The following is a 23002-nucleotide window of genomic DNA, read 5'->3' as shown; positions in this document are numbered from 1 at the left end:
TCCGCCGGGTACCCTGAACCACATCGTCAACGCGGCCCGACGGGCTTCCGCTCCACCCCGGTGGAGTCTCGAAGGACATGCCCCCACCCGCACGAGTCATTTCGTGCTGCCTGGGGGAAGTCCTTGCTGTTCCGCGCGTCCGCGAAAACGGTCGCCGTCATGGCACTCGACGGTTCGCTGTTCCTGCACCTCACCGAACAGTTCGTCCATATGCACGGCTATCGGCCCGGAGCCTCGGAGACGCGTTCCTGGGAGCGCAGCATCCCGCTGCTGACAGCCGCGCTCAACGACGCCGGTCTGGGCGACGTGGAGGTCATGCTGGAGTACGCGCTGCCGCTGAACAGCAAGCGCGCCGACGTCGTCCTCGCGGGAGTGCACCCGGTCACGGGCGAGCCGTCGTACGTCGTGGTGGAGCTGAAGCAGTGGAGCCAGGTCCTGCCTCACGAGGACGATCCCACGCTGTGTCACGTGGAGCCTTACAGCCACCCGGTCCTCAATCCCATCGAGCAGGTGCGGCGCTACTGCGACTACCTGGTCAACTTCAACGGAGCGGTGGCCGAACACGGACATCGGATCAGCGGAGTGGCGTTCCTGCACAACGCTACGGAGTTCGACGTGGCTGGACTGCGGGAAGTCGAGCGCGACGGCCGCGGTCTGCTTTTCACGGGGCAACGCCGTGGTGAGTTCCTCGATCATCTTCGTTCGAGGCTGAGCGACGAGCATTCAGGCGCAAAGGCTGCGGACGAACTGCTCTCGGGTGCCACGGTGCCGTCGAAGCAGTTGATGGCCGTGGCCGCCGAGGAGGTACGCGAGCGCCAGCAGTTCGTGCTTCTCGACGAGCAGCAGGTCGCCTACCGCATGGTGCTCAACGCGGTGGAGAGGGCGAAGCGGGCCGACCACAAGGAAGTCGTCATCGTCACCGGCGGCCCCGGTACCGGGAAGAGCGTGATCGCGCTGCAACTGCTCGGCGAGCTCTACCGGAGGGGCGTGGCCGCGGTCCACGCGACCGGCTCGCAGTCGTTCACCAAGACCATGCGCAAGGTGGCCGGCTCCCGGAAACGGGAGGTCCAGGATCTCTTCAAGTACTTCAACAGCTTCATGACCACGGAGAAGAACAGCCTGGATGCTCTGATCTGTGACGAGGCGCACCGCATCCGGGAGACCTCCGCCAACCGCTACACCCGCGCGGCATTGCGGACCGGCCGGGCACAGATCGACGAACTCATCGACGTAGCACACGTACCGGTCTTCTTCCTTGACGAGCATCAAGTGGTGCGGCCCGGTGAGATGGGTACCGTGGACGACATTCGTGAGGCCGCGGCCAGACGGGGCATCGACTGCCATGTCGTGCCCCTGGACAGCCAGTTCCGCTGCGGAGGCAGTGACGCCTACCTGCGGTGGGTGGTCCGGCTCCTCGGCCTCGAGCCCGGCGGGCCGGTCCTGTGGGAGCCCGACGACCGCATGCAACTGCTGGTCGCGGAGAGTCCCGAGGAGTTGGAGGCGTTCCTCGACGCCCGCCGCGCCGAGAAGTACGGTGCCCGGATGTCCGCCGGCTACTGCTGGCGGTGGTCCCCCGAGCCCAAGCCCGGCGATCCCCTGCCTCTCGACGTCGTCATCGGGGATTGGGCCCGGCCATGGAACCTGCGCGGGGACCGATCGGTCTCCGGCGCGCCGCCGTCCGCGCTGTGGGCCACCGACCCTGCAGGCTTCGGACAGATCGGCTGCGTCTACACGGCCCAGGGCTTCGAGTACGACTGGTCCGGCGTCATCATCGGCCCGGACCTCGTCTGGCGGGGTGACCGTTGGGTCACCGACCGCACCGCGTCCAAGGACCCGGTGTTCAAGAAGTCCACATCGGACACCGACGTGGACCGCCTCATCCGGAACACGTACAAGGTCCTGCTGACGCGGGGCATGGTCGGCACGATCGTCTACTCGACCGACCCGGAGACCCGGGACAAGCTCCGGGAACTGGTGTCCGGCCGCCCGGAGCCACGATCTGCGGCGTTCGAGAAGCCCTTGGTGCGTCGCTGAGCGCGCGGTATCCGGCCATGAAGGCTGCGCTTCCAGCCGATCGGTAGGGCATATGCGCAGGGAAAGACGATCACTTCTCTAAAATCCCAGGCGTCATTGCGGCCCGACGGGCTTCCCACGTGGACATGCCCCCACCCGCACGAGTCACTCGTGCCCTGGGGGATCCACCTCGTGTCCATGCTCCTGCTGAAACTGGCGGCGCGGGATCTGCTGAACCTGAACTCGAGGCGCCGTATGGTGCCCCATCTCGCCGCGAGGTGGAAGCACTTCCTCAACTCCGACGCCTCGTTGACGGAACGTTCCGCCTGGGCAGAGAGCCTGGTGCACCTTGCCGAGGATCTGGTCGCCGCCGACCGTGGGAACGTCGAGATGGTCGTCGAATGCGCGGCCACGCTCGACGAGATCGACCGGGCCGGGGACCCGCGGCTCATCGACGTCGTCCTCGTGGGCCACCATCCCGAAGAGAACGGCTTGTCCGTCCAACTCGTCGAGCTGAAACGCTGGTCGACGGTCACCCGGGTGGAGCGGGCAACCGCGGAGTTGGTGCATGTCCCCGGTATGGGGAAGAAGAAGCATCCGGCGCTGCAACTGCGGGAGTACTACGAGGCGTTCACCAGTGCCAGAGGACCGCTGCACGGACTGGACTACGAGTGCGGCGGCTTCGCGTATCTGCACAATGCCACCGACGCCGCGGTGCTCCCGCTGGTCGGCGTGGACGCGCCGACCGGTTCCTACGCCCGGGTCTACACCAGCGACCGCCGCCCCCAACTGCTGTCGGACCTGCGGAGCAGCTTCGCCGCCGACGGTGCCGACTCGGCGGCCGAGATCCTGTTACGGAGCATGGGCCTGCGCAACACCCCGTTGCTCGACGCCATGATCCGCTCCAGCGGCGAGGACACGGTCTTCACCCTGCGTGGCCGACAGAAGAAGGTCGCCGACCAGATACTCGACACCGCCGCCAAGGTGCTTCCCGACCCCCGGCGACCAGCCCTCATCCCTGACGAGCGTCGCGTGGTGTTTCTCGTCACGGGTGGTGCCGGTACGGGCAAGAGTGCGATCGGCCTCCAACTCAAGGCTGAACTGGAGGCGGACGGCCATACGGTCAAGTACGCGAGCGGTAGCAGGGCCTTCAACGGCGCCCTTCAGGAGCACGTCGGCTTCGGCGACCGGGAGTTCAAGGAGACCTTCACCTACTTCAGCAACTTCGTCACCCCGCCCGACCCGCCGCTGGACGTGCTGATCTGCGACGAGGCACACCGTCTGCGCGACCGCTCCACCAACCGCTTCTGGAAACCCGAGGACTGGGGCACCAAGCCCCAGGTGGACGAACTCCTCGACGCCTCCCGGCTGACCGTGTTCTTCCTCGACGAGGGGCAGTCCGTGCGCCCGCAGGAGGTCGGCACCGCCGCTCTCGTGGAGGACGCGGCACGGCGCTACGACGCCCAACTGGTGCGCTGCAGCCTGCGGGAACAGTTCCGGTGCGGCGGCAGCGACGCCTACATCCGCTGGGTGCGCGGCGCACTGGGAGTGTCCGACGCGGAGCCGGAACCGTGGACCCCGGACGGCCTGATGCACGTCGAGGTCGTCGACAGCCCGGAGGAACTCGAACGGATCATCCGTTCCGAGGCCGCGGCGGGAGCGTCCGCGCGCATGGTCGCCGGATACTGCTGGCCCTGGACGAAACCCCTGGGCAAGGAGAAGCGGCTGGAACCCGACGTCCGGATCGGCGACTGGCACCGTCCGTGGAACGCGGACAGTGAGTCCTTCTGTGAGAACAAGACCGTCCCCCCGTCCAAGATCTGGTCCGTGCACGAGAACGGCATCGGCCAGATCGGCTGTGTGTACACCGCGCAGGGCCTGGAGTGGGACTGGTGCGGCGTGATCATGGGCGAGGACATGGTCCGCCGGGGCGATCGCTGGGTGTTCCGCCGGGGCAAGGAGCGGGCGGACAAGGAGGCGGGTGTCAAGCGGGTGGCCGTACCCGGGTCGTTCGATCCCAAGGTGAAGCCGAAGAGCGTGGACGACGACGAGTTCGCCCGCCTCGTCCGGCACGCCTACCACGTGCTGATGACCCGGGCGAGCCGGGCGACCGTGCTCTACTCCACCGACGAGGAGACCCGGAACTACCTGAAGGGGCTGGTCGGCGACGTTCAGATCCACGGTCTGCGCCCCACCTGGGAGAACCTGCCGGAACAGGCGCGACAGCCGCATCTGCCCCGTCCCAACCGAGGACGGCGCCGCCGCAGGAAGCGTCAGAAGAAGGACACTCCGCCCGGAGAGCTGCGTCTCTTCTGAAATGGCCGGCCGGTAGGTGGGGTGGCGGGCTCCCGGGCCCGCCACCTGCCGGTCACAGGACCAGGCGCGCTACCACGACGACGGCCGTCACCAGCAGATTGGTGATGACTCCCACCGTGACGTCGACCAGAATCTGACGAATCCGGTCACGACGTGCAGGCTTGTACTCAACGGGGTTCATGGGTCTCCACTCCTGAGCGTGAGCTGGGAATGGCAGGGATCGCCCTACCGGGCATCCGCAGTCACACCGCATGTGGCACGCGGTGGAGACCACTCGTCGCTCATCGCCGAGGACCGGCACCTGGAACACCGCCGACGTACCCTCCGGGAAGATGCGCAGCGGGTAACCACGTTAGTACACGCGCTAGTTGGCAGAGATCGATTTTGGACGCCGAAGTGTCACCGCCCGGAGGCCGGATGCGATGGCGCGCGCCGGACGGCGTCGATCGTCACGACGTCGGCTGTGTGGGTTTTGCGCATGCTCGTCTGAGGGGACGGGCGAGGCTCCAGGATATTGGTGGTCGCGCAACGCAAGTCACCGGAGTGGGGCGATAAGCGGGGAATATCCCGTACTCCCGTCCTTCACCGTCTCTTTTCATAGGACGGCCAGCCACTAGGATCAGTACCGAGGGTCTGACCACGGGGAACGGTCGCCCTCGCGGGACACGACGAGCGGGGAACAGGCATGCGGGAAGGCCGGTGGGTCACGGTCACCGAGTCCGAGTTCGATCATGAACGCCGTGGCCTGGAGGCGATCCGGGAGAAGCTCCCGGACTCCGACCCCTGGCGTGCCTGGTCGAACTTCACCTTCACCGCGAACACCGGCCACGTCCGCGAGGTCGACCTGCTCGTCGTCGCCCCCGGCGGCGTCTGCATGATCGAGCTCAAGGACTGGCACGGCTCGGTCACCTCCGAGAACGGCACCTGGGTGCAGACCACGCCCGGCGGCCGCCGCCGTACCCACGGCAACCCGCTGCACCTGGTCAACCGCAAGGCCAAGGAACTGGCCGGCCTGCTCGCGCTGCCCGGCAACAAGCGGGTCTGGGTCGCCGAGGCCGTCTGCTTCACCGACAACAGCCTCCGCGTACGGCTGCCCGCCCACGACCAGAACGGCGTGTACACCGTCCACCAACTGGTCGAGATGCTCAAGGCACCCCCACGTGACGAGCGGCGCCGCGTCACGGCGATCGGCTCGCGCGAGATCGAGGCGGCCCTCAAGAACATCGGCATCCGCAAGAGCGACGCGCAGTACAAGGTCGGCCCGTACGAGCTGCAGCGGAAGTCCTTCGACTCCGGGCCCACCTGGGCCGACTACCTCGCCCGCCACAGCGACCTGCCCGAGGCCGCCCGCGTCCGCATCTACCTCAGCGAGCGCGGCTCCGACGCCTCCCTGCGCCAGTCCGTCGAGAACGCCGCCCGCCGCGAGGCCGCGGTGCTGGGCCGGTTCAAGCATCCGGGCGCCGTCCAGCTCAAGCAGTACTTCCCCTCCGGGCACGCCGCCGGTCCCGCGCTGATCTTCGACTACCACCCGGACACGTTGAAGCTGGACGAGTACCTGGTCCAGTACGGCGAGAAGCTGGACATCCTCGGCCGGATGGCCCTAGTCCGCCAGCTCGCCGAGACGATGCGCTCCGCGCACGCCAGCCGCATCCACCACCGGGCGCTCGCCGCCCGCTCCGTGCACGTCGTCCCCCGCCCGCGCGGCCGCAAGGGCCGGGCCGTCGGCGAGGAGGCCGCCTGGCTGACTCCGGAGCTGCAGATCTCCGACTGGCAGATCGCCACCCAGCGCAGCGGCGACTCCTCCCAGGGCCAGGGCATGACCCGCTTCGCGCCGACCGCCCTGTCCGCGATGCACCTGGCCGACGACGCCGACGCCTACCTCGCCCCCGAGCTGACCGCCCTCAACCCCGACCCGGTCCACCTCGACGTGTACGGGCTCGGCGTCCTCACCTACCTCCTGGTCACCGGCAAGGCCCCGGCCGCCAGCCAGGCCGAGCTGCTGGCCCGCCTGGAGGCGGGCGAGGGACTGCGCCCCAGCTCCCTGGTGGACGGCCTGTCGGAGGACGTGGACGACCTGGTGCAGGCCGCCACCGCCTACCGGCCCGGCCAGCGCCTCTCCAGTGTGGACGAGTTCCTGGAGCTGCTGGAGGTCGTCGAGGACTCCCTGACCGCCCCGGCCTCGGCGACCACCGGCACGGAGGCGCCCGGCGAGGAGGAAGAGACCCCCGCCGACAAGGACCCGCTGGAGGCCGTCGCCGGTGACGTGCTGGCCGGCCGCTGGGAGATCCGCCGCCGCCTCGGCACCGGCTCCACCAGCCGCGCCTTCCTCGTCCGCGACCTCCAGGCCGAGACCCGCAAGACCCGCCCGCTGGCCGTGCTCAAGGTCGCCCTCTCCGACAGCCGGGGCGAGATCCTCGCCCGCGAGGCCGAGGCCATGGGCCGCCTGCGCCCCCACTCCGGCATCATCCGCCTCGTCGAACCCGAGCCCCTGCACATCGGCGGCCGCACGGTCCTGGCGCTGGAGTACGTCGGCGACGAACGCGACGACACCGGGCAGGGCGGCGAGGCCGGGTCCCGCCCGCGCCGCCGCGAGGAGACCGTCGCCCGCCAGCTCCGCGAGAACGGCCGCCTCCAGGTCGACCAGCTGGAGGCGTACGGCGACTACCTCTTCGGCGCCGTCGACTTCCTGGAGGGCGAGGGTGTCTGGCACCGCGACATCAAGCCCGACAACATCGCCATCCGCATCCGCCCCAACCGCACCCGCGAACTCGTCCTCATCGACTTCTCCCTCGCCGGCTACCCGGCGAAGAGCACCGACGCGGGCACCGACGGCTACCTCGACCCCTTCGTCGACGTCATCACCCGCGGCTCGTACGACTCGCACGCCGAGCGGTACTCCGTCGCCGTCACCCTGCACCAGATGGCCTCCGGCGAGCTGCCCAAGTGGGGCGACGGCAGTGTCCTGCCCCGCATGACCGAGGCGAAGGAGTGGCCGTACCCGACGATCGCGGCCGAAGCCTTCGACCCCGCCGTACGGGACGGTCTCGTCGCCTTCTTCCAGAAGGCCCTGCACCGCGACGCGGCCCAGCGGTACCCCGAGCTGAAGCCGATGCGGGACGCCTGGCGCAAGGTCTTCCTCGACGCCTCGCAGACGGTCCCGTCCAGCCACCGCACCCGCGCGTCGGCCCCGGTGCCCACGACCGCCGGGGAGGGCCTGTCCGCCCAGGGCGCCGCCGCGGCGGGGATCGCGGACGCCGAACCCGAGAGCGCCGAGCAGCAGCGCGACCGGCTCGCCGCCGAGGTCACCCGGGACACCCCGCTGACCGTCTCCGGCCTCACGCTCGCCGCCCAGTCGTTCCTGTACGGCCTGGGCATCACGACCGTCGGCGAACTCCTCGACTACAGCCGCCGCAAGCTCGTCAACGCCCCCGGCCTGGGCGCCAAGACCCGCAACGAGGTCCAGCAGCGGCAGCGCGAGTGGGGCGAGCGGCTGCGCGAGATCCCCGTCTCGCCGCTCACGCCGAAGGGCCGCGCGGAGGCCAAGGAGGAGCTGGAACAGCTCACGGCCGCCGAGTCGGCCCTGGTCGGCCACCTGGCGACCGGCGAGTCGGCGGGCACACTGCCCGCCCGCACCCTGCGCTCGGTCAGCCTCGACACCCTCGCCACCGTCTTTGTACCCGCCGTCAACAACAACGGCTCCAACCGCAACAAGGCCGAGATGGTACGGCTGCTGCTGCGCCTGCCCGACGAGCACGGGGTCCTGCCGGACATCGGCGTCTGGCCGAAGCAGAAGGACGTCGCGGAGGCTCTCGGGCTGAGCCAGGGCCGTATCCCGCAGATACTCAAGGACGAGCGCAAGCGCTGGAAGGCGGAGCCCGCCGTCCGGGCGCTGCGCGAGGAGATCATCGACCTGCTGGTGAGCATGGGCCGGGTCGCCTCGGCGGTGGAGATCGCGGACGCCCTGGCGGTCCGGCGCGGCACGCATCTCGCGGGGCGTGAGCAGCGGCGCGCGATGGCGCTGGCTGCCGTACGGGCTGTCGTCGAGGTGGAGCAACTGGTCCCGCAGGAGGCCGAGTTCCAGCACCAGCCGAACCGCAAGGCGACGGACGAGTCCCTGGGCGCCGGCCTGCTCGCCCTCGACGTGCGGGAGGACGACGGCCCGGACACCCCGACCGCACCGGGCCTGCTGGAGTACGCGACCCGCCTCGGCCGTACGGCGGACCGGCTGGCCAAGCTGGACACCCTGCCGACGGCCGCGACGGTCCTGGCCGAGCTGGGCGCGCTGACGCCCCCGCCGGGCGCGGTCAACTGGGACGAGCGGCGCATGGTCGAGCTGGCGGCAGCGGCCTCCGTGAACGCCGCCGCCACGCCACGCCTGGAGATCTACCCGCGCGACCTGCCGCTGGTCCGGGCGCTGCGGCTCACCCAGGCCGGGCTCGTCCGCTGGATTCCGGGCGTACCGGAGGGGCGGCAGCCCGGCCTGACGGGCGAGGACGTGCACGAGCGGGTGCGCGCCCGCTTCCCTGAGCTGGTCGTGGTCGACGGCCGGGGCGGTACCTCCCACGAACTGCCGACGGCTGGCCCGCTGACCAAGGCTTTGCGCGACGCGGGCTTCGAGTTGTCGCTGAACACGCGCGAGGACACGGGCACGCTGCGCTACCTGCCGACGCGGGTGGACGACGCGTCCAGCTACCTCACGACGGGCGCGTGGCGCCAGTCGACGCGTACGGGCGCGGTGACGCGGTACGCCGACGACCCGCAGCTCGCGGGCGCGGTACGCGCGGAGGAACGGCTGCTCGCGTCGGCCCGCCGGGACGGGTTCCGGGTGCTGACCGTACGGCAGCAGCTGGTACGGGACGCGGTGCGGGAGCTGGGCGCGGAGCGGCTGGGCGCGGGCGCGGTGTCGGTGACGGAGCTGTTCCTGGAGGCCCTGCACGCGCAGGTCACGCCGGGTACGAAGCCGACCTGGGAGACCTTGCTGAAGGCGGACGCCGCTAAGCCGGGGTCGAGGGACGCGGTGCGGTTCGCTGAGTACGTGCGGACGGCGTGGGGTGTGGTGGAGCCCCGGGTGGCGGAGCTGCTGGGCGACGGTGGTGGCGGTGGGGCCGGTCCTGCCCGTTCTGCCGGTCCTGTGCTGCTGACGGAGGCCGGGGTGTTCGCGCGGTACGACGCGATGGGCGTCCTGGACCGGCTGGCGTCGGCGGCCCGGCGGGGCGGGCGGGGGCTGTGGCTCCTGGTCCCGCAGAGCGACCCGTCGCGTGAGCCCCGGCTCGGGCAGGTGGCTGTGCCGTACCAGGCCGGCCTGGGGGAGTGGATTCAGCTTCCGGACACGTGGGTGGGCAACGCCCATCGGGGGTCCGGCGAGGGCGAGGGCGCGGCGAGTGCCGGTGCCAGTGGTATCGAGGGAGACGTCAAGTGATCGACCGCAAGGCTCTGTTGAACGACCTGAAGCAGCAGGTCAAGGCGGTCGAGACCGACCTCGGGCGCCAGGTGAAGGCGCTGGGGGACGTCAGTGCGCGGCTGAGGGCCGAGTACGACCAGGCACGCAAACTGGGGCGTACGGCGGCGACGTGGACCTCGTGGCTGGACGAGCGGGTCACGCAGGTCGCGGTGGCGTGGGTGCTGGGGACGGTCTTTGTACGGTTCTGCGAGGACAACCGGCTGATCCCGGAGCCGTACCTGACGGGGCCGGACGGTGACCGGCGGGAGCTGGCGGAGTCTCGGTACGACGCGTACGTGGAGTCGGACGAGGACCCGACGTACCGCGGGTGGCTGGAGAAGGCGTTCGAGGAGCTGGGGCAGGGCCAGGCGGGCCGGCTCCTCTTCGACAAGCGGCACAACCCGCTGTACCAGGTCCCGCTTTCGCATGACGGTGCGAGGGAGCTGGTCGAGTTCTGGCGGGGGAGGGACGAGGCGGGCGTCCTCGTCCACGACTTCACCGACCCGCTGAACGAGGACGGTACGGAGGGGTGGGACACGCGGTTCCTGGGTGACCTGTACCAGGACTTGAGCGAGGCCGCGCGCAAGACGTATGCGCTGCTCCAGACGCCGGAGTTCGTGGAGGAGTTCATCCTCGACCGGACGATGAACCCGGCGGTACGGGAGTTCGGGTACGAGGAACTGAAGATGATCGACCCTACGTGTGGGTCGGGGCACTTTGTGTTGGGGGCGTTTCGGCGGTTGGTGCGGCTTTGGGGGGAGGGGCATCCGGGTAAGGACGCGCACGAGCGGGTGGCGGCCGCGCTGAAGTCAGTTCACGGTGTGGACGTCAATCCGTTCGCGGTGGCTATTGCTCGGTTCCGGTTGCTGGTTGCGGCGATGGCAGCGGCCGGCGTGCGCACGTTGGTCAAGGCGGCGAAATACGACTGGCAGGTATCTCTGGCGGTCGGGGACTCGCTGATCAAGTCCCGCCGCTCCCAGCAGGGCAATCTGTTTGGTGGGGTCGACGAGGACTTCGTGGATGAGTTGGCCGAGTTCAAGTACGCCACGGAGGATGTGCACGAGTACCCGGGAATCCTGCAGCCTGGGCGATATCAAGTGGTGGTCGGGAACCCGCCGTACATCACAGTAAAGGACAGGAAACTCAACGAGTTCTATCGGGAGCTGTATCCTGCATGTGCAGGATCATACGCGCTTTCGGTTCCGTTCGCTCAGCGTTTCTTCGAGCTGGCAAAGCGCGGAGACGTTGAGGGCAACGGCTACGGCATGGTCGGGCAAATCACCGCTAACTCCTTCATGAAGCGTGAATTTGGAGCGAAGCTCATTGAAGGGTACTTCGGGCATGCGGTGGAGTTGACCGAGGTGATTGATACCTCGGGTGCATATGTGCCGGGGCATGGAACGCCGACGGTTATTCTGGTCGGCAAGCACCGGGGCGGGGAGATGCGGTCGCCATTTATCCGGACCGTCCGTAGCGTCCAGGGAGAGCCTGCCGTGCCAGAGGATGCCAAGGAGGGGCAGGTATGGCGGGCGATCGTCGAACAAATCGACAAGCCAGGATCGATAAGCCGGTGGGTGTCCGTCAACGACCTTGAGCGTAAGAAGTACTTCGGCAGGCAACCATGGATTCTCGCCGACGGTGGGCTCGAAATGGTGTTGCAGGTGGAAGGTGCGGCGGAAGGCAAATTGGGCAGCATGACGGATGCCATCGGACGGAGCACTCACACGGGACTCGACGATGCTTACTACCTGCCGACTTCATCCTCCAAGACCTACGGCCTGACTGACGCTTGCGTTCCCGTCGTTCTGGGTGATGGTGTACGCGACTTCGAGATCGAAACCGCCGTTGTTACGTACTTCCCCTACAGTGAACGTGGGGAAATTCGAAGCATTGGGCGACGAGAGATCAAGTTCCTGTGGGCAAACCGAACCATTCTTCAACGGCGTATGGATTTCGGGCAAACTCCTACAGAGAGGGGTCTGCGTTGGTTCGACCACAGCATGTTCTTCCCGAGGCGATTTGCTGCACCGCTGGGGATCGCGTTCGCAGAAGTGGCGACGCATAATCACTTTGTCCTGGATCGAGGTGGTAAGGTATTCAAGCAAACTGCGCCAGTGATCAAGTTGAGAGAGGGAGCGAGCGTCGAGGATTATATGCAGATTCTTGGCCTGCTCAACAGTTCCACGGCCGCTCTTTGGCTCAAGATGGTCTGCCATAACAAGGGAAGTACAGTCGACGCAAGGGGGGCGAGGCAGTCTACGCTGCCATTTGAGGATTTCTACCAGTTCAACGGTACTAACGTTGCGGAATTCCCCGTACCGACGCCCGGTCCCACTGCCCTCGCCGCAGCCCTCGATGCCCTCGCTCAGCAGCTTTCTGCCTCTTCGCCCTTGTCTCTTGCCGAGGAGGTGGTCCCGACTGCTGCGGATGTCCGCGAGCAGAGGGTTCGTTGGAAGTCTCTCCGCGCCCAGATGATTGCCTTGCAGGAGGAGTTGGACTGGCAGGTCTACGCCTTGTATGGCCTCCATGCCGAAGACCTCCGAGTCTCCACAAACCCCGACGACCCCGAGATTCCCGAACTCGCCCTCGGCGAACGTGCCTTCGAGATCGTCCTCGCCCGCCGAGTAGCCGCAGGCGAGGCCAGCGACGAGTGGTTCAAGCGGCACAACTCCACTCCCATCACGGAGATCCCCGCCCACTGGCCCGCCCCCTACCGCGAGATCGTCCAGAAGCGAATCGAGGCCATCGAGTCGAACCGCGCCATCGGCATGGTGGAGCGGCCCGAGTACAAGCGTCGCTGGGCAACCGAGGGCTGGGACGCACTCCAGGAGAAGGCCCTCCGCGCCTGGCTGCTCGACCGTATGGAGAACCGTGACCACTGGTTCGACGAGAACGGGCAGCCCACCATCCTCACCCTGGGCCGCCTCACGGACGCCCTCTCCCGTGACGAGGACTTCGTCTCCGTCGCCAAGCTCTACGCGCCCCGCAAGGAACTCGCGAAGGTCGTCGCCGAGCTGATCACCGACGAGCATGTGCCGTTCCTTTCCGCCCTGCGTTACAAGCCCTCCGGGCTGAAGAAGCGCGCCGACTGGGAAGAGGTATGGGACCTCCAGCGCAAGGAGGACGACGCCCCGGACGAGCCCGCCAAGCGGAAGATCCGGGACTCCATCCCCGTACCGCCGAAGTACACCTCGGCCGACTTCCTCCGCCCGCCCTACTGGAGGGCGCGCGGCAAGCTCGACGTGCCCAAGGAGCGGTTCATCTCCTACGGGCAGACCAACGCCGCTACCCCCGAGCTGTACGGCTGGGCCGGCTGGGACCACCGGGAGCAGGCGCAGGCCCTCGCCACTTACTTCACCAACACCGCGCTGTCCACCGAGGAGATCACGCCGTTCCTTGCCGGCCTGCTGGAACTCCAGCCGTGGCTGTCCCAGTGGCACAACGAGTTCGACATGAACTACAGCGGCTCCCCGGCGGACTTCTTCGCCGGTTACCGCCAGCAGAAGCAGGGCGAGCACGGCCTCACCGACGACGACCTCCGCGTCTGGCGCCCTCCGGCCGCGACCCGAGGTCGTCGCGCAGCAGCGAAGCCGTAGCCAGGAGTAGTTCGACGTCGGTCGGTTTGGGGGCCACCCGGGGCGTGCGAGGGTGGCCCCCTTGCTGCACGCGCAGTTCCGCCCACACGGTCTTGCCCGGGGCCGCATGGCGAGGGGCGACACCCCAGTCGTCCGAAAGGGCGGCGACGAGGAGCAGTCCCCGGCCGGACTCGGACAGCGAGTCAGTCACTGGAGGGCTGGACGGAGGCTGCTTCTCGGCGCGGGTGTCGGTCACCTCGACGCGGACGATGCCCTCGCCCAGGACGAGGTGAAGGCGGAAGTCCCGGCCGGGGACGTGCCCGTGGCGTACGGCGTTGGCGGCGAGTTCCGCCGTGATGAGGGTGAGCGTCTCGTTGACGTGGGTGGTGTAGGGGTGGCCCCAGTCGTCCAGGCGGTGTGAGACGAGTCGGCGGGCCAGGCGGGCACCGCGCGGCGTGGAGGTGAAGCGCATGGTGAACTCGCGTTCGGGTGCAAGGCGTCGTGGCATATGCCCGTTCGGGGGAGTTGCTGACTTCATGGGGTAAACGGTCGCGGACTCTGCGTAGCTTTGACCAGGAGCGATGCGCTGACGGGTACGGGCTGTACACGCGGGCGGTGCGCTTGTACGTGGTGGTGGGCGTGACCGGTTCCCGGGCCCCGAGTTGGCCGACCGGGCGGTTGTACGAGAGGAGCTGCGGAGTGGACGACGAGGTTCAGCAGCCGGAGTACGAGGTCGGGACGGGCATGCTGTGCGTGTTCGGGAGGCAGTTGAAGCTGTTCCGGGAGCGGGCGGGGATGGACCGCGCGGCGCTCGGGTCGCTGACCGGGTACTCGGCCTCGACGATCGCGTCGTTCGAGCAGGCGAGACGTATTCCGCCACCGAAGTTCATCGACCAGGCGGATGAAGTGCTGGGCGCGGGTGGGGTGTTGAGCGCGATCAAGGAGGAGGTGGCTCGGGCTCAGTACCCGGCGTTCTTCCGGGACGCGGCCAAGTTGGAGGCCGAAGCGGCCGAGCTCTACGTGTACGAGACCCACGTGGTCAACGGCCTGTTGCAGACCGAGGAGTACACGCGGGCTCTGCTGGGGATGCGGCGTCCACTGCTGGACGAGGCGACTATCGAGCAGCGCGTTACTGCGCGGCTCGTACGACAGGGGCTCTTCGACAGGTGGCCCGCTCCGTTGCTGAGCTTTGTGATGGAAGAGGCGGTTGTGCGGCGGCCGCTCGGCGGTGAGCAGGTATGGCGCGGACAGCTTGAGCAGCTCCTCTTGCTCGGCCAGAAACGGAACGTCGAGCTTCAGGTAATGCCGCTCGACCGTGAGGACCACGCTGGTGTGGATGGCGCGTTCACCTTGCTGATGCCAAGGCAGGGCCAGCAGGTCGGTTACATGGAGGCTCAAGGTCGAAGCACGCTGGTCACCGAGCGAGATGCGGTCCATGCGCTGTCCGCACGCTATGGGATTATCCGAGCGCAGGCCCTCACCCCGAGTGAGTCCCTGGCCTTCATCGAGAAGCTGTTGGGAGAGAGATGAACGCTGAAACAAAGCGCGGTCCCGCGCCTGCGCTTGTCTGGGTCAAGAGCAGCTACAGCGGCGCCGAGGGCGGTCAGTGTGTCGAAGTAGCCGCCAGCTTCGCCAGGGTCCACGTCCGCGACTCAAAGGACACAATCCGCGCCGCCCTGGCCGTAGACCCCACGGCGTGGACCGCGTTTATCGAGTTCGCGGCACTCTGACAGGCGCAGGGCCTTCGGCAGGTGTGCACGTGCCGAGGGCCCAGCGCTTCTCTCAACAGCGGGCAGACCCTCCCGCGTTCGGCATCAGGGCTACGGGTCCTTGTCCGCTCTGGGGACGAGCGGCTGCCCGCCGGGGAGTGGCTGGTGCGCGAGCTGATGAGAGTCGCTTCTCTGAAGCATGGCCTGCCGCCCGGTTCGGTCAGTGCAACGCCCGCCGCGCCGCACTGATGAGACGGTGCGCGTCAACGCCGTACACCGCGGATTCCCGGAGTGTCCTCCAGGTGCGCAGGTAGGTGTCCACGCTGGCCTCGTCGTCGATCCACAGCTCCGCGTGCCAGTTCTCCACAATCACCTGGCGGTCGTCGTAGATCCAAAAGGCGGTGGCCGGGGGGATCTTGAGGCTGGCGGAGAGCGGGATGATGCCCAGTTCGACCGTGGTGAGACCGATGACTCCCATGAGGCGGTCGAGCTGGGCGGCGAGCACCGACGGAGGGCAGATCTGGACGTGCAGGGTGGCTTCCCACATGAGGATGCGATACCGCTTCGTCGAGTCGTACAGGGACTCTTGGCGCCTCATACGCGACGCCACTGCTTCTTCGATGTCGCGTGGCGACTGATGCAGCTCCGTGAAGCGTGTGAAGACCGACCGGGCGTAGTCCGGTGTCTGAAGGACGCCGACGATCATGGAGCCTTGCCACACGCGAAAGGTGCGTGTCCTCGCGTGTTCGGCGTTGCGTGCGTCCTGTACGGGCTTGTGTCCTGCGGCAAGTTGCCGACGCCATGATCGAATGTGGGACTCGAAGCCTCGGAGCCTGGCAAGCAACTCGTCACCCGCCTCCGGCCGACCGGTGCTCTCAGCCCACTTCCGCAGGTCTTCCGGCGTGGGCGTCGTCCGGCCGTTCTCCAGCTTGCTGACCTTCGACTTGTGCCATCCGCACCGGTCGGCGAGTTCGGTACCGGTGATACGGCCACCTGGGGCTGACAGCCGAAGCTCCCGGAGGCGTTGCCCGAGGGCCTCGCGCGCCTTCTGGTAGTCCGTGCTCACCGGTACACACCTGTTTCTGCTACTCCTTCACGGCCAGGCCGGCCGCGAACTCCTCGTACGGGACGGCGTGATGCATGGCCGCGTCCCGCACCATGGAGTACCGCACCACCTCAGCGGGCTCCGTGATCAGTTCGACGCTGGTCAGGTTGTCGGCGTCGTCGAACTGAAGCAACGCGACCATGCGCGAATCGAAGAGCCAGAAGTCCTCGGAGGGCAGGTTGAGCCGGTCGGCTTCCGCGCGCCAGAGGTTCATCATCCTCTCGCCTACGGCGCTGTTACGACGTGCGTTGTCGAGCAGATACAACTGCCCTGTCGTCGGCGGGTTGTCGACGACGCGGACCCGCTCGATGCGCTTACCGAGCGCGGTTTGCACACGGCGATTGGCACACCACTCCGAGTCGGTTTCGTCCCAGTCGACCGACTCGCCACGCAGGAACTGTGCGTATGTGTCGGTGTCTTCGTCGGATGCGTAACGTCGCCGGGTCTCCAACCGCCACGCTGTGTGCTCGAACTGCTCGAAGAGCCGACCGAAGCCGTCCAGGTCGATGATCTTCGCCTCACGAGTCATGTCCTTCGGCCCCCAGTCCACGAGCAGTGATCGAGGCACCACGATCGGGACCTCGCCCTCGCCCAAGTGCCGAAGCTGGGCAATGTCCTCGGGGTTGGTGAGCGGCGGGCCGTGCACGACGACTTCTCCCGAGTCGAGGTCCTCGTGCACCGAGGGGCATCCGTCGTCGCCGCTGCCCGTCCCATTGAAGCGCAGCCGTCGCACCATGAGCAGTTCCTTTCACCGGGGACCGATGCGTCAAGCCTCCCCGCAGGTGGTGCCTCATGCGTACTGTTCAGCCGGGCCATACGAGGAACTTCGGGGAACTCCCTCGCGAAGTCAAGCAACATCGGGGAACTTCCCTGTCTCCCGGGCCCTGCCCTTCCCTAACGTCTCGTTCATGGTCACAGCGCAACAGGCTCAGGACACCGGCCCTCTCGCGGCCGCAGAGGCCCTGAAGGCGGCACTTTCTCAGGCAGGCATCGTGCTGCCCTCACTCGCAGTCGATGCCGGCTCGCCCGCTCTCGGGCTCGTGGAACTGGGCCGCGTACGCGCCGACGTGGCCATGCGACTCGCAGATGCGCTCCGGCAGGGCAGCGAGAAATGAGCAGCCCGGGAAGACCTGGCGGGGACGGCGGCCTGCCGCCAACCCGGATGCCGTGGCGGCTCTCCACATAGCCCTCGCTGGAGCGGGATGTACAAGACGCCGGTGCCTCGCTTCCAGCCCACGAGGGGCCGACATGTGGAACGGGCCCGCATTAGTCCGGCACGACCTTTCTCCGAAGGAGTAGTCCATGACCGCGACCATCGACCGACCCACCAGCACCCGCACACGGGATCCCAAGGAACTCCTCAACGCCGTCCAGCCCCGCATCAAGCACCTGACGATCAACGTGCTGGACGGCGGCATGACCCTGTGGGACCGCGAGATCGCCCTGCTGCTGCGCGACCACACGATGGTTCGCGACATGGCCGAGCGGATCCTCGGCAACGCCGTCATGTACACCATCGGCTGCATGGAGCACCCCGAGGTCCACCTGGGCGTCGGCAAGCTCGTCGACATCGGCGTGCACCAGCTCATCCTCGACACACCCGTGTGGTGGTCCCTCTGCGACGTGTACAACGAGGGCCGCTACAAGCACCACGCCCCGTTCATCGAGCGCCGCCGTGACGGTCTGTGCCTGCGTACGGCGGACTTCCTGCAGTCCATCGGCTTCGACATCGACGAGGAGCTGTGGGCGATCGACGGCACGGACTGTTCGCCGTGCGACAACAAGGTCCCCGACAGTCACTGAACGGCCCTACCCTGGCCCCTGTCCTCGGTCCCCCGCAGGACAGGGGCCGGCTCTGCGAAGAGGAATCGCTTTGCCCGCACAACACGACATCGCCGCCGAGACCGAGCTGTGGGACACCTTCGCCGCTTCCGCATTCAAGGACGACGCGGAGCCGAGTTTCTGCTGGACCCAGTACGCCGGTCACGGACCTGGCCCGGAGCTACTGGGCGACCCGCGTTCCGTTCTGGAGATCGGCTGTGGCACCGGCCGCGCCCTGGCCCACCTCGCTGAGCGCGGTATCGCCGCTCGTGGAGTGGACCTGTCTCCCGTCATGGTCGAGAAGACCACCGCGAAGTGGGCGGGCACCGGGGCGGAGTTCGTGTGCTCCGAGGTGCTGGAGTACCTGAGCGATCACGAGGACGCGTACGACGCCGTCTACTCGATCTTCGGAGCCGCCTGGTTCACCGACCCGGGCCGTCTCTTCCCCCTGGTCCGCCGAAGGCTCCGGCCCGGCGGCGTCTTCGCGTTCTCGCAGCCGCCGGCCATCCCCGGCGCGTACGGGCCGCAGGGCATGTACAAGGGAGGCTTCGCCGGAAAAGCGATGTTCACCTACCGCTACAGCTACCGCCCGGCCGTCTGGGAGCGCCTGCTCACCAGGGCCGGGTTCGCCACGGCCGACGCGCGGATCCTCGACGCGCCTCACCCCGGGCACATCGGGACGCTCCTCGTTCGAGCGGTGGCTCCGTAACAGACCTTGGCCGAGAGCGTCTTTGGTGCTCGGCCCTTGCTCGGCGTGTGGCGCGGCCCGTGATCCCGCCCACCGGAGGAACCGCGTTATCCGAGCCCCCTGGGCCGGGGAGTTGACGTTCTCGCCCGAGGGTAGGGACACGGCAGCGTCGGCGGGGACGGGGGCGGGCGCGGTGTACGCGACAGGGGGTACGGGAGATGCGAGTACGGGTCACTGTGGAGGGCGGGACGCCGGGGGACGCGGACGACCTGCTGAGCTGGCTGCTGAAGGACCCCGACGGGGCGAGGACCCAGCCTTCCCTCACCGGCGGGGGTCCGGACCAGATGGGCACCGGGGAGACCGTTCTGGCAGTCGTCAATACGGCGATCGCCCTCGGCGGGTTCGTCATCACGGCCGCGACCTGGCTGGACGCCCGAAAGGAACGTCGTGCGGAACGGCGGCGACGGCTGCGTATCGAGCGCGAGGGGACCAGAAGGGTCGTCACCCTCGAAGATGCCGACCCGGAACGGATCGAGGAGGCCCTGAGAGCACTGCTCGCAACCGACGGGGACTCGGAGCCGGAGGGACAGTGACCCTGCCCGACATGGCCGGGAGCCGGGCGGTCCTGATCGGCAACGCCTCCGGAGTCAAGAACACCGACCTTGCCGACATGCCGGCTGTCGTGCACAACGTCAGGGCGCTGCGTGCCGCCCTGACCGACGGGACGGTCTGGTCCCTGCCGACGGAGAACTGCGTCGAGTTGCTTTCGCCGGAGTCCAACGAAGTGGTGATGAGAGCGGTCAAGAAGGCCGCGGAGGAAGCCTCCGACACACTGCTTGTCTACTACGCCGGTCACGGTGTGCGGGCCGGTTCGGACGACTCGCTCTATCTGACCCTGCCCCACATCGAGGACTTCGACGAGGGCCTGCGCTACAACGACCTGCGCTCCCGTCTCCAGCCGCCGACCCGGAAGGGGTGGCGCACCGTCGTCATCCTGGACTGCTGCTATGCGGGCCTGGCCGGAGACGGGCACATGGGCGGGGAGGGCGACAGCAGCGCGGAGTTCGCGAAGCAGGCGGAGGTCGACGGAGTCGGACTGTTCGCGGCCGCCGCGGCGACCCGGAAGGCGCTCGCCCCGCAAGGCGAGCGGCACACCGCGTTCACCGGAGCACTGCTGGACGTGCTCCGGGCGGGAGACCCGAGGGGGCCCGAGTACCTCGGACTCAGCGATGTCTTCACGGCGGTTTCCCAACGCCTCTCCGAGCGTCGCAAGACGCTGCCGCTGCTGCCGGAACCCGAACTCAAGACCAAGGGCCTCGGCTCCCGGATCATCCTTGCCCGCAACGGCTCGTACCGGGCGCCCGGACCGGCCGGAAGCCCGCCGGTGCCGGTACCGATTCCGGCACCGGCACCGGCACCGGCGCCCGCGCCAGTTCCTGCGCCGCTCCCACGGGACGAGATCGTCACTCTGTGCCGGACGCACAAGCTGTCGGTCCGGTCCGATCCGAACACGTCCAAGCGCATCGCTAACAAAGTGCGGGACGACCTGGTCCACGAGAGGAAGGAAGAACTGCTCGCCTTCTACCGTTGGCGCAGAGGCATCGACCCACCGCGTGCGATCGCCGTCACGGACTGGGGTGTGCGCCTCCATTCGGGCATGCAGAGGATGGACATCTCCTGGGCGAGTCTCAGTCGCTACGAGTTCAGGCGACGGGTGGAGCAACCCGCCAGGACTCCCCAGGGCAACGGACCGACGCCGGTCTTCCTCGAAGTCACAGGCCCGGACAGCCGAAAGTTCCTGCTCAGTCAGCCCATGTGGCTGTTCGGGGGGCCTTCGGCGAGTGACCTCCTCGGACTACTCCTGGGACTGCGCGCGTTGACGGCTGGGTGAGCGGCGGGAGTCGGCGCGCGTGCGAGCCGGCCTCAGTAGTGGTAGCGAGCCTTGAGGATCTTGACCTCCTTCTCGTCCACCCGGTAGACGAGCCGGTGCTCGTCGTCGATCCGCCGTGACCCGTAGCCGGACAGGTCGCCCTTCAGGGGCTCCGGCTTGCCGATGCCGGTGAAGGGCCTGCGCTGGATCTCGGCGATCAGCCGGGTGATCCTGCGGGCCATGGCACGGTCCGAGCCGAGCCAGAACAGGAAGTCCTCCCACCCGGCCGGGTGGACGTGGACGCTCCTCACCCGTCACCTGCCAGTTCGTCCAGCTCTGCCATGGTCCTGGTGACCACGGCCTCGCCGGCCCTGTCCCGTGCGACGGCTTCCATGAGGCTGTGCGCGTTGGCGGGGGAGCGCAGCAGGTAGACGGTCTCCTGCCAGGAGTCGTAGTCGTCGGCGGACATCAGCACCGCGTCGCCGCTCTGCGAGCTGATGCGCACGGGGGTGTGGTCGTCGTTGACGCGCTTGATGAGTGGGAAGAGGTCCTTGCGGGCCTCGCTGGCGCTGATCGTCATCTGCGGCACCCCACTCTCGGTCGTACTGGAAAACGGTACCGAAATGGTACGACTTTCTCGTACGGTGAGCTTCCCTCTTGTAGGTGGACACCGACAGCTTCGGCGATGCGGCGGGCGAAGTCCTCGACGTCTCGCCTGTAGGCCTCGGGGAGGTCGCCGACGGCGTGTTCGGCGTCGGGGTTGTACTCCCAGGTCCAGTCACTCACGCAGCGTCGGCCGCCGCGTCGGCGAGGATGCGGCCGAGTTCGGCGGAGGCGGCACGGCGGTGTTCCGGCAGCCCGACACGGGAGCTTCCACACCCGCATACGACGAACTTCTTATCAGGCCATCGAGGCAGCTGGTCTTGACACGGCCGAGGACAAGCTCTTCGAGATCTACGACGCTGACCTGGAAGGGGAGGAAGACATGCAGATGAGCGCCTCCGCAGCGACCATCAAGATGTCCCACGACTTCTCACCCGCCCGGATGCGCTGCAGGGAGCTGTTGTGGACAGCCGCCATTCCCCACCCCCGCGTACAAACCCTGACCGACCCGTGAGCAAGCAGGTGGATTGGTTCGGAGTCGCTGATCAAGCTCATGTGGTGGCCGGTGCCGGACGTGATCCGGGCCGCTACCGAAAGACGCCTGCCGGCTAACGTCCGGCCAGAGGCGGCCGGTTCCCGGCAGAGGCCGGCTTCCCGGATGACGATCGACATCGCGAGGGGAGCTGGCCACACATCACCGTCACTCACACAGCGAGACCTCAACGGAGCCTGCAGAGTCCGGCCCTTGGGGCCCGGAGCTACGGTAAGTTCTTGCCATGAAGCAGGGTAAAGAGGTCGAGAACCCCGAGTCGCGCTTCTCCGCGGTGCTGCTGGCGGCAGCGAAGCTTCCGGGTGTGCGTATCAACAGGGAGGCGTACCTCCGCAGTGCGCTGGCTCGCCACTGCTCCGAGGACGACATCCGAAGAGCGGTAGAAGAGTCTCCCGCTGCGGCGGGCATCGACGTCGAGGTTCTCGACAGAGTGGCCAACGACTCCATCCGCTTGGAAACCGCCAAGGTGAGCGCTCTCTCCGCGGCTGCCGGGATACCCGGCGTCCTCGCTCTTCCCGCCACCGTGCCCGCCGACCTGGCTCAGTACTTCGGCCACATGCTGCGTATCGCGCAGAAGCTCGCGTACCTCTACAGCTGGCCCGATCTGTTCTCCGACGACGGCGATGACGTCGATGACGCGACCATGGGAGTACTCACGCTGTTCTTCGGCGTGATGTTCGGCACCCAGTCGGCGAACACCGCTGTGGGGAAGGTCGCGGCGATGATGTCGGAGCAGGCGGCCAAGAAGTTGCCCCAGAAGGCACTCACCAAGGGCCTCATCTATCCCATCGTCAAAAAAGTCGCAGCCTTCCTCGGCGTCAAGATGACAAAGGATTCCTTCGCGAAGAGTGTTTCGAAGGCCATCCCCGTGGTAGGGGCCGTTGTCTCCGGCGGGCTCACCCTTGCGACCTACCTGCCGATGGCCAAGAGGCTCAAGAAGCACCTCGCCGGCCTGCCACTGGCGGAACCCTCGCCCCGAGTGATGGATGGGGAAGTCGTGGAAGACAAGGTGCCTTTCGCCACCCCACGTGCGGAACAGCCCGGTGCAGAGGCAACCGCCGGCAAGCTGGAGGAACCTCAGCCTTGATGTGGGCGTGAGGGCTCGTTCGTCATCCTCCCTTGCCGGTCACCGCGAACCGCGAGAATCCGCTGGAGCACAGTCTGACCTGATTCGGCCGCCTGCGTGAGCGTTGTGCCGTCAGGGTAGGACAGGCGCCAGCCCTTACGCAGGGGAATCGCCTGCCCGCACAACACGACGATCGCTACCAAGAGGGAGCTGAGGCACACCCGTCCGCCGGATGTCTTGCTTAGA

18 protein-coding genes are annotated in these 23002 nt (G+C 67.7%); 12 read left to right on the top strand and 6 right to left on the bottom strand.

Going from position 1 to position 23002, the window contains the following annotated elements:
* Nucleotides 1–123: 123 nt before the first annotated feature.
* Together ACZ4Z3_RS06990 and ACZ4Z3_RS06985 are read left to right on the top strand one after the other, a co-directional pair.
* A complete protein-coding gene (locus ACZ4Z3_RS06990) occupies nt 124–2034 on the top strand; it encodes a DNA/RNA helicase domain-containing protein (protein WP_468500028.1) in 1911 nt (636 codons plus the stop codon).
* Between the two features lie 177 nt (nt 2035–2211).
* The gene (locus ACZ4Z3_RS06985; protein ID WP_468500220.1) at nt 2212–4329 is read left to right on the top strand and encodes a DUF2075 domain-containing protein; all 2118 of its coding nucleotides are present in this window, start codon (nt 2212–2214) and stop codon (nt 4327–4329) included.
* A 52-nt stretch (nt 4330–4381) separates the two neighbouring features.
* On the opposite strand, the gene ACZ4Z3_RS06980 is transcribed toward ACZ4Z3_RS06985, so the two are convergent.
* Nucleotides 4382–4510, bottom strand: coding sequence for a DUF6408 family protein (locus ACZ4Z3_RS06980; RefSeq protein WP_468500027.1), 129 nt, complete (start codon nt 4508–4510; stop codon nt 4382–4384).
* Between the two features lie 504 nt (nt 4511–5014).
* Here ACZ4Z3_RS06980 and pglW point away from each other — a divergent pair.
* Together pglW and pglX are read left to right on the top strand one after the other, a co-directional pair.
* Nucleotides 5015–9748 carry a BREX system serine/threonine kinase PglW gene (gene pglW / locus ACZ4Z3_RS06975; RefSeq protein WP_468500026.1) on the top strand — a complete coding sequence of 1578 codons (4734 nt, stop codon included), beginning with the start codon at nt 5015–5017 and terminating at the stop codon, nt 9746–9748.
* Nucleotides 9745–13365: a BREX-2 system adenine-specific DNA-methyltransferase PglX gene (pglX, locus tag ACZ4Z3_RS06970; protein WP_468500025.1), complete on the top strand. Its 3621-nt coding sequence runs from the start codon at nt 9745–9747 to the stop codon at nt 13363–13365. Before pglW ends, pglX begins: the two co-directional genes overlap by 4 nt.
* Here the strand turns inward: pglX and ACZ4Z3_RS06965 are convergent.
* Nucleotides 13292–13882, bottom strand: a complete 591-nt coding sequence (locus ACZ4Z3_RS06965) for an ATP-binding protein (protein WP_468500024.1) — start codon at nt 13880–13882, stop codon at nt 13292–13294. The two genes, pglX and ACZ4Z3_RS06965, sit on opposite strands and share 74 nt — an antisense overlap.
* Nucleotides 13883–14043: 161 nt before the next feature.
* Here ACZ4Z3_RS06965 and ACZ4Z3_RS06960 point away from each other — a divergent pair, with 161 nt between their 5' ends.
* Entirely contained in the window at nt 14044–14874 is an 831-nt protein-coding gene (locus tag ACZ4Z3_RS06960; protein ID WP_468500023.1) for a helix-turn-helix domain-containing protein, read from the top strand.
* The gene (locus ACZ4Z3_RS06955) at nt 14871–15074 is read left to right on the top strand and encodes a DUF397 domain-containing protein (RefSeq protein ID WP_468500022.1); all 204 of its coding nucleotides are present in this window, start codon (nt 14871–14873) and stop codon (nt 15072–15074) included. Before ACZ4Z3_RS06960 ends, ACZ4Z3_RS06955 begins: the two co-directional genes overlap by 4 nt.
* Nucleotides 15075–15273: 199 nt before the next feature.
* On the opposite strand, the gene ACZ4Z3_RS06950 is transcribed toward ACZ4Z3_RS06955, so the two are convergent.
* On the bottom strand, nt 15274–16119 hold the full coding sequence (locus tag ACZ4Z3_RS06950) for a helix-turn-helix domain-containing protein (RefSeq protein ID WP_468500021.1): 846 nt from the start codon (nt 16117–16119) through the stop codon (nt 15274–15276).
* Nucleotides 16120–16138: 19 nt separating this feature from the next.
* Entirely contained in the window at nt 16139–16894 is a 756-nt protein-coding gene (locus ACZ4Z3_RS06945) for a DUF6879 family protein (RefSeq protein ID WP_468500020.1), read from the bottom strand.
* 172 nt (nt 16895–17066) lie between these two features.
* Between ACZ4Z3_RS06945 and ACZ4Z3_RS06940 the strand changes: the two genes are divergently transcribed.
* The 5 genes from ACZ4Z3_RS06940 (at nt 17067) to ACZ4Z3_RS06920 (ending at nt 20558) form a co-directional block, all read left to right on the top strand.
* A complete protein-coding gene (locus ACZ4Z3_RS06940) occupies nt 17067–17273 on the top strand; it encodes a hypothetical protein (RefSeq protein WP_468500019.1) in 207 nt (68 codons plus the stop codon).
* Nucleotides 17274–17460: 187 nt separating this feature from the next.
* Nucleotides 17461–17961: a hypothetical protein gene (locus tag ACZ4Z3_RS06935; RefSeq protein WP_468500018.1), complete on the top strand. Its 501-nt coding sequence runs from the start codon at nt 17461–17463 to the stop codon at nt 17959–17961.
* A gap of 70 nt (nt 17962–18031) precedes the next feature.
* On the top strand, nt 18032–18688 hold the full coding sequence (locus tag ACZ4Z3_RS06930) for a class I SAM-dependent methyltransferase (RefSeq protein ID WP_468500017.1): 657 nt from the start codon (nt 18032–18034) through the stop codon (nt 18686–18688).
* A gap of 197 nt (nt 18689–18885) precedes the next feature.
* Entirely contained in the window at nt 18886–19260 is a 375-nt protein-coding gene (locus ACZ4Z3_RS06925; RefSeq protein ID WP_468500016.1) for an effector-associated constant component EACC1, read from the top strand.
* Nucleotides 19261–19271: 11 nt separating this feature from the next.
* The gene (locus tag ACZ4Z3_RS06920) at nt 19272–20558 is read left to right on the top strand and encodes a caspase, EACC1-associated type (RefSeq protein WP_468500015.1); all 1287 of its coding nucleotides are present in this window, start codon (nt 19272–19274) and stop codon (nt 20556–20558) included.
* A 32-nt stretch (nt 20559–20590) separates the two neighbouring features.
* On the opposite strand, the gene ACZ4Z3_RS06915 is transcribed toward ACZ4Z3_RS06920, so the two are convergent.
* Together ACZ4Z3_RS06915 and ACZ4Z3_RS06910 are read right to left on the bottom strand one after the other, a co-directional pair.
* Nucleotides 20591–20848 carry a Txe/YoeB family addiction module toxin gene (locus ACZ4Z3_RS06915; RefSeq protein ID WP_468500014.1) on the bottom strand — a complete coding sequence of 86 codons (258 nt, stop codon included), beginning with the start codon at nt 20846–20848 and terminating at the stop codon, nt 20591–20593.
* Nucleotides 20845–21117 carry a type II toxin-antitoxin system Phd/YefM family antitoxin gene (locus tag ACZ4Z3_RS06910; protein ID WP_468500013.1) on the bottom strand — a complete coding sequence of 91 codons (273 nt, stop codon included), beginning with the start codon at nt 21115–21117 and terminating at the stop codon, nt 20845–20847. Before ACZ4Z3_RS06910 ends, ACZ4Z3_RS06915 begins: the two co-directional genes overlap by 4 nt.
* A 799-nt stretch (nt 21118–21916) precedes the next feature.
* On the opposite strand from ACZ4Z3_RS06910, the gene ACZ4Z3_RS06905 reads away from it, so the two are divergent.
* Nucleotides 21917–22777, top strand: coding sequence for a hypothetical protein (locus ACZ4Z3_RS06905; RefSeq protein ID WP_468500012.1), 861 nt, complete (start codon nt 21917–21919; stop codon nt 22775–22777).
* Nucleotides 22778–23002: the final 225 nt, after the last annotated feature.

This window comes from Streptomyces sp. NPDC030296 (assembly GCF_055572815.1).
This window is presented reverse-complemented; position numbering and strand designations above follow the sequence as displayed.

Bases quoted from the DNA above. Each gene is read 5' to 3' on its own strand.
- ACZ4Z3_RS06920 (WP_468500015.1), top strand. From the start codon at position 19,272: ATGGCCGGGAGCCGGGCGGTCCTGATCGGCAACGCCTCCGGAGTCAAG.
- ACZ4Z3_RS06985 (WP_468500220.1), top strand. From the start codon at position 2,212: ATGCTCCTGCTGAAACTGGCGGCGCGGGATCTGCTGAACCTGAACTCG.
- pglW (WP_468500026.1), top strand. From the start codon at position 5,015: ATGCGGGAAGGCCGGTGGGTCACGGTCACCGAGTCCGAGTTCGATCAT.
- ACZ4Z3_RS06965 (WP_468500024.1), bottom strand. From the start codon at position 13,882: ATGAAGTCAGCAACTCCCCCGAACGGGCATATGCCACGACGCCTTGCA.
- ACZ4Z3_RS06905 (WP_468500012.1), top strand. From the start codon at position 21,917: ATGAAGCAGGGTAAAGAGGTCGAGAACCCCGAGTCGCGCTTCTCCGCG.
- ACZ4Z3_RS06955 (WP_468500022.1), top strand. From the start codon at position 14,871: ATGAACGCTGAAACAAAGCGCGGTCCCGCGCCTGCGCTTGTCTGGGTC.
- ACZ4Z3_RS06980 (WP_468500027.1), bottom strand. From the start codon at position 4,510: ATGAACCCCGTTGAGTACAAGCCTGCACGTCGTGACCGGATTCGTCAG.
- ACZ4Z3_RS06935 (WP_468500018.1), top strand. From the start codon at position 17,461: ATGACCGCGACCATCGACCGACCCACCAGCACCCGCACACGGGATCCC.
- ACZ4Z3_RS06925 (WP_468500016.1), top strand. From the start codon at position 18,886: ATGCGAGTACGGGTCACTGTGGAGGGCGGGACGCCGGGGGACGCGGAC.
- ACZ4Z3_RS06945 (WP_468500020.1), bottom strand. From the start codon at position 16,894: ATGGTGCGACGGCTGCGCTTCAATGGGACGGGCAGCGGCGACGACGGA.
- ACZ4Z3_RS06940 (WP_468500019.1), top strand. From the start codon at position 17,067: ATGGTCACAGCGCAACAGGCTCAGGACACCGGCCCTCTCGCGGCCGCA.
- ACZ4Z3_RS06910 (WP_468500013.1), bottom strand. From the start codon at position 21,117: ATGACGATCAGCGCCAGCGAGGCCCGCAAGGACCTCTTCCCACTCATC.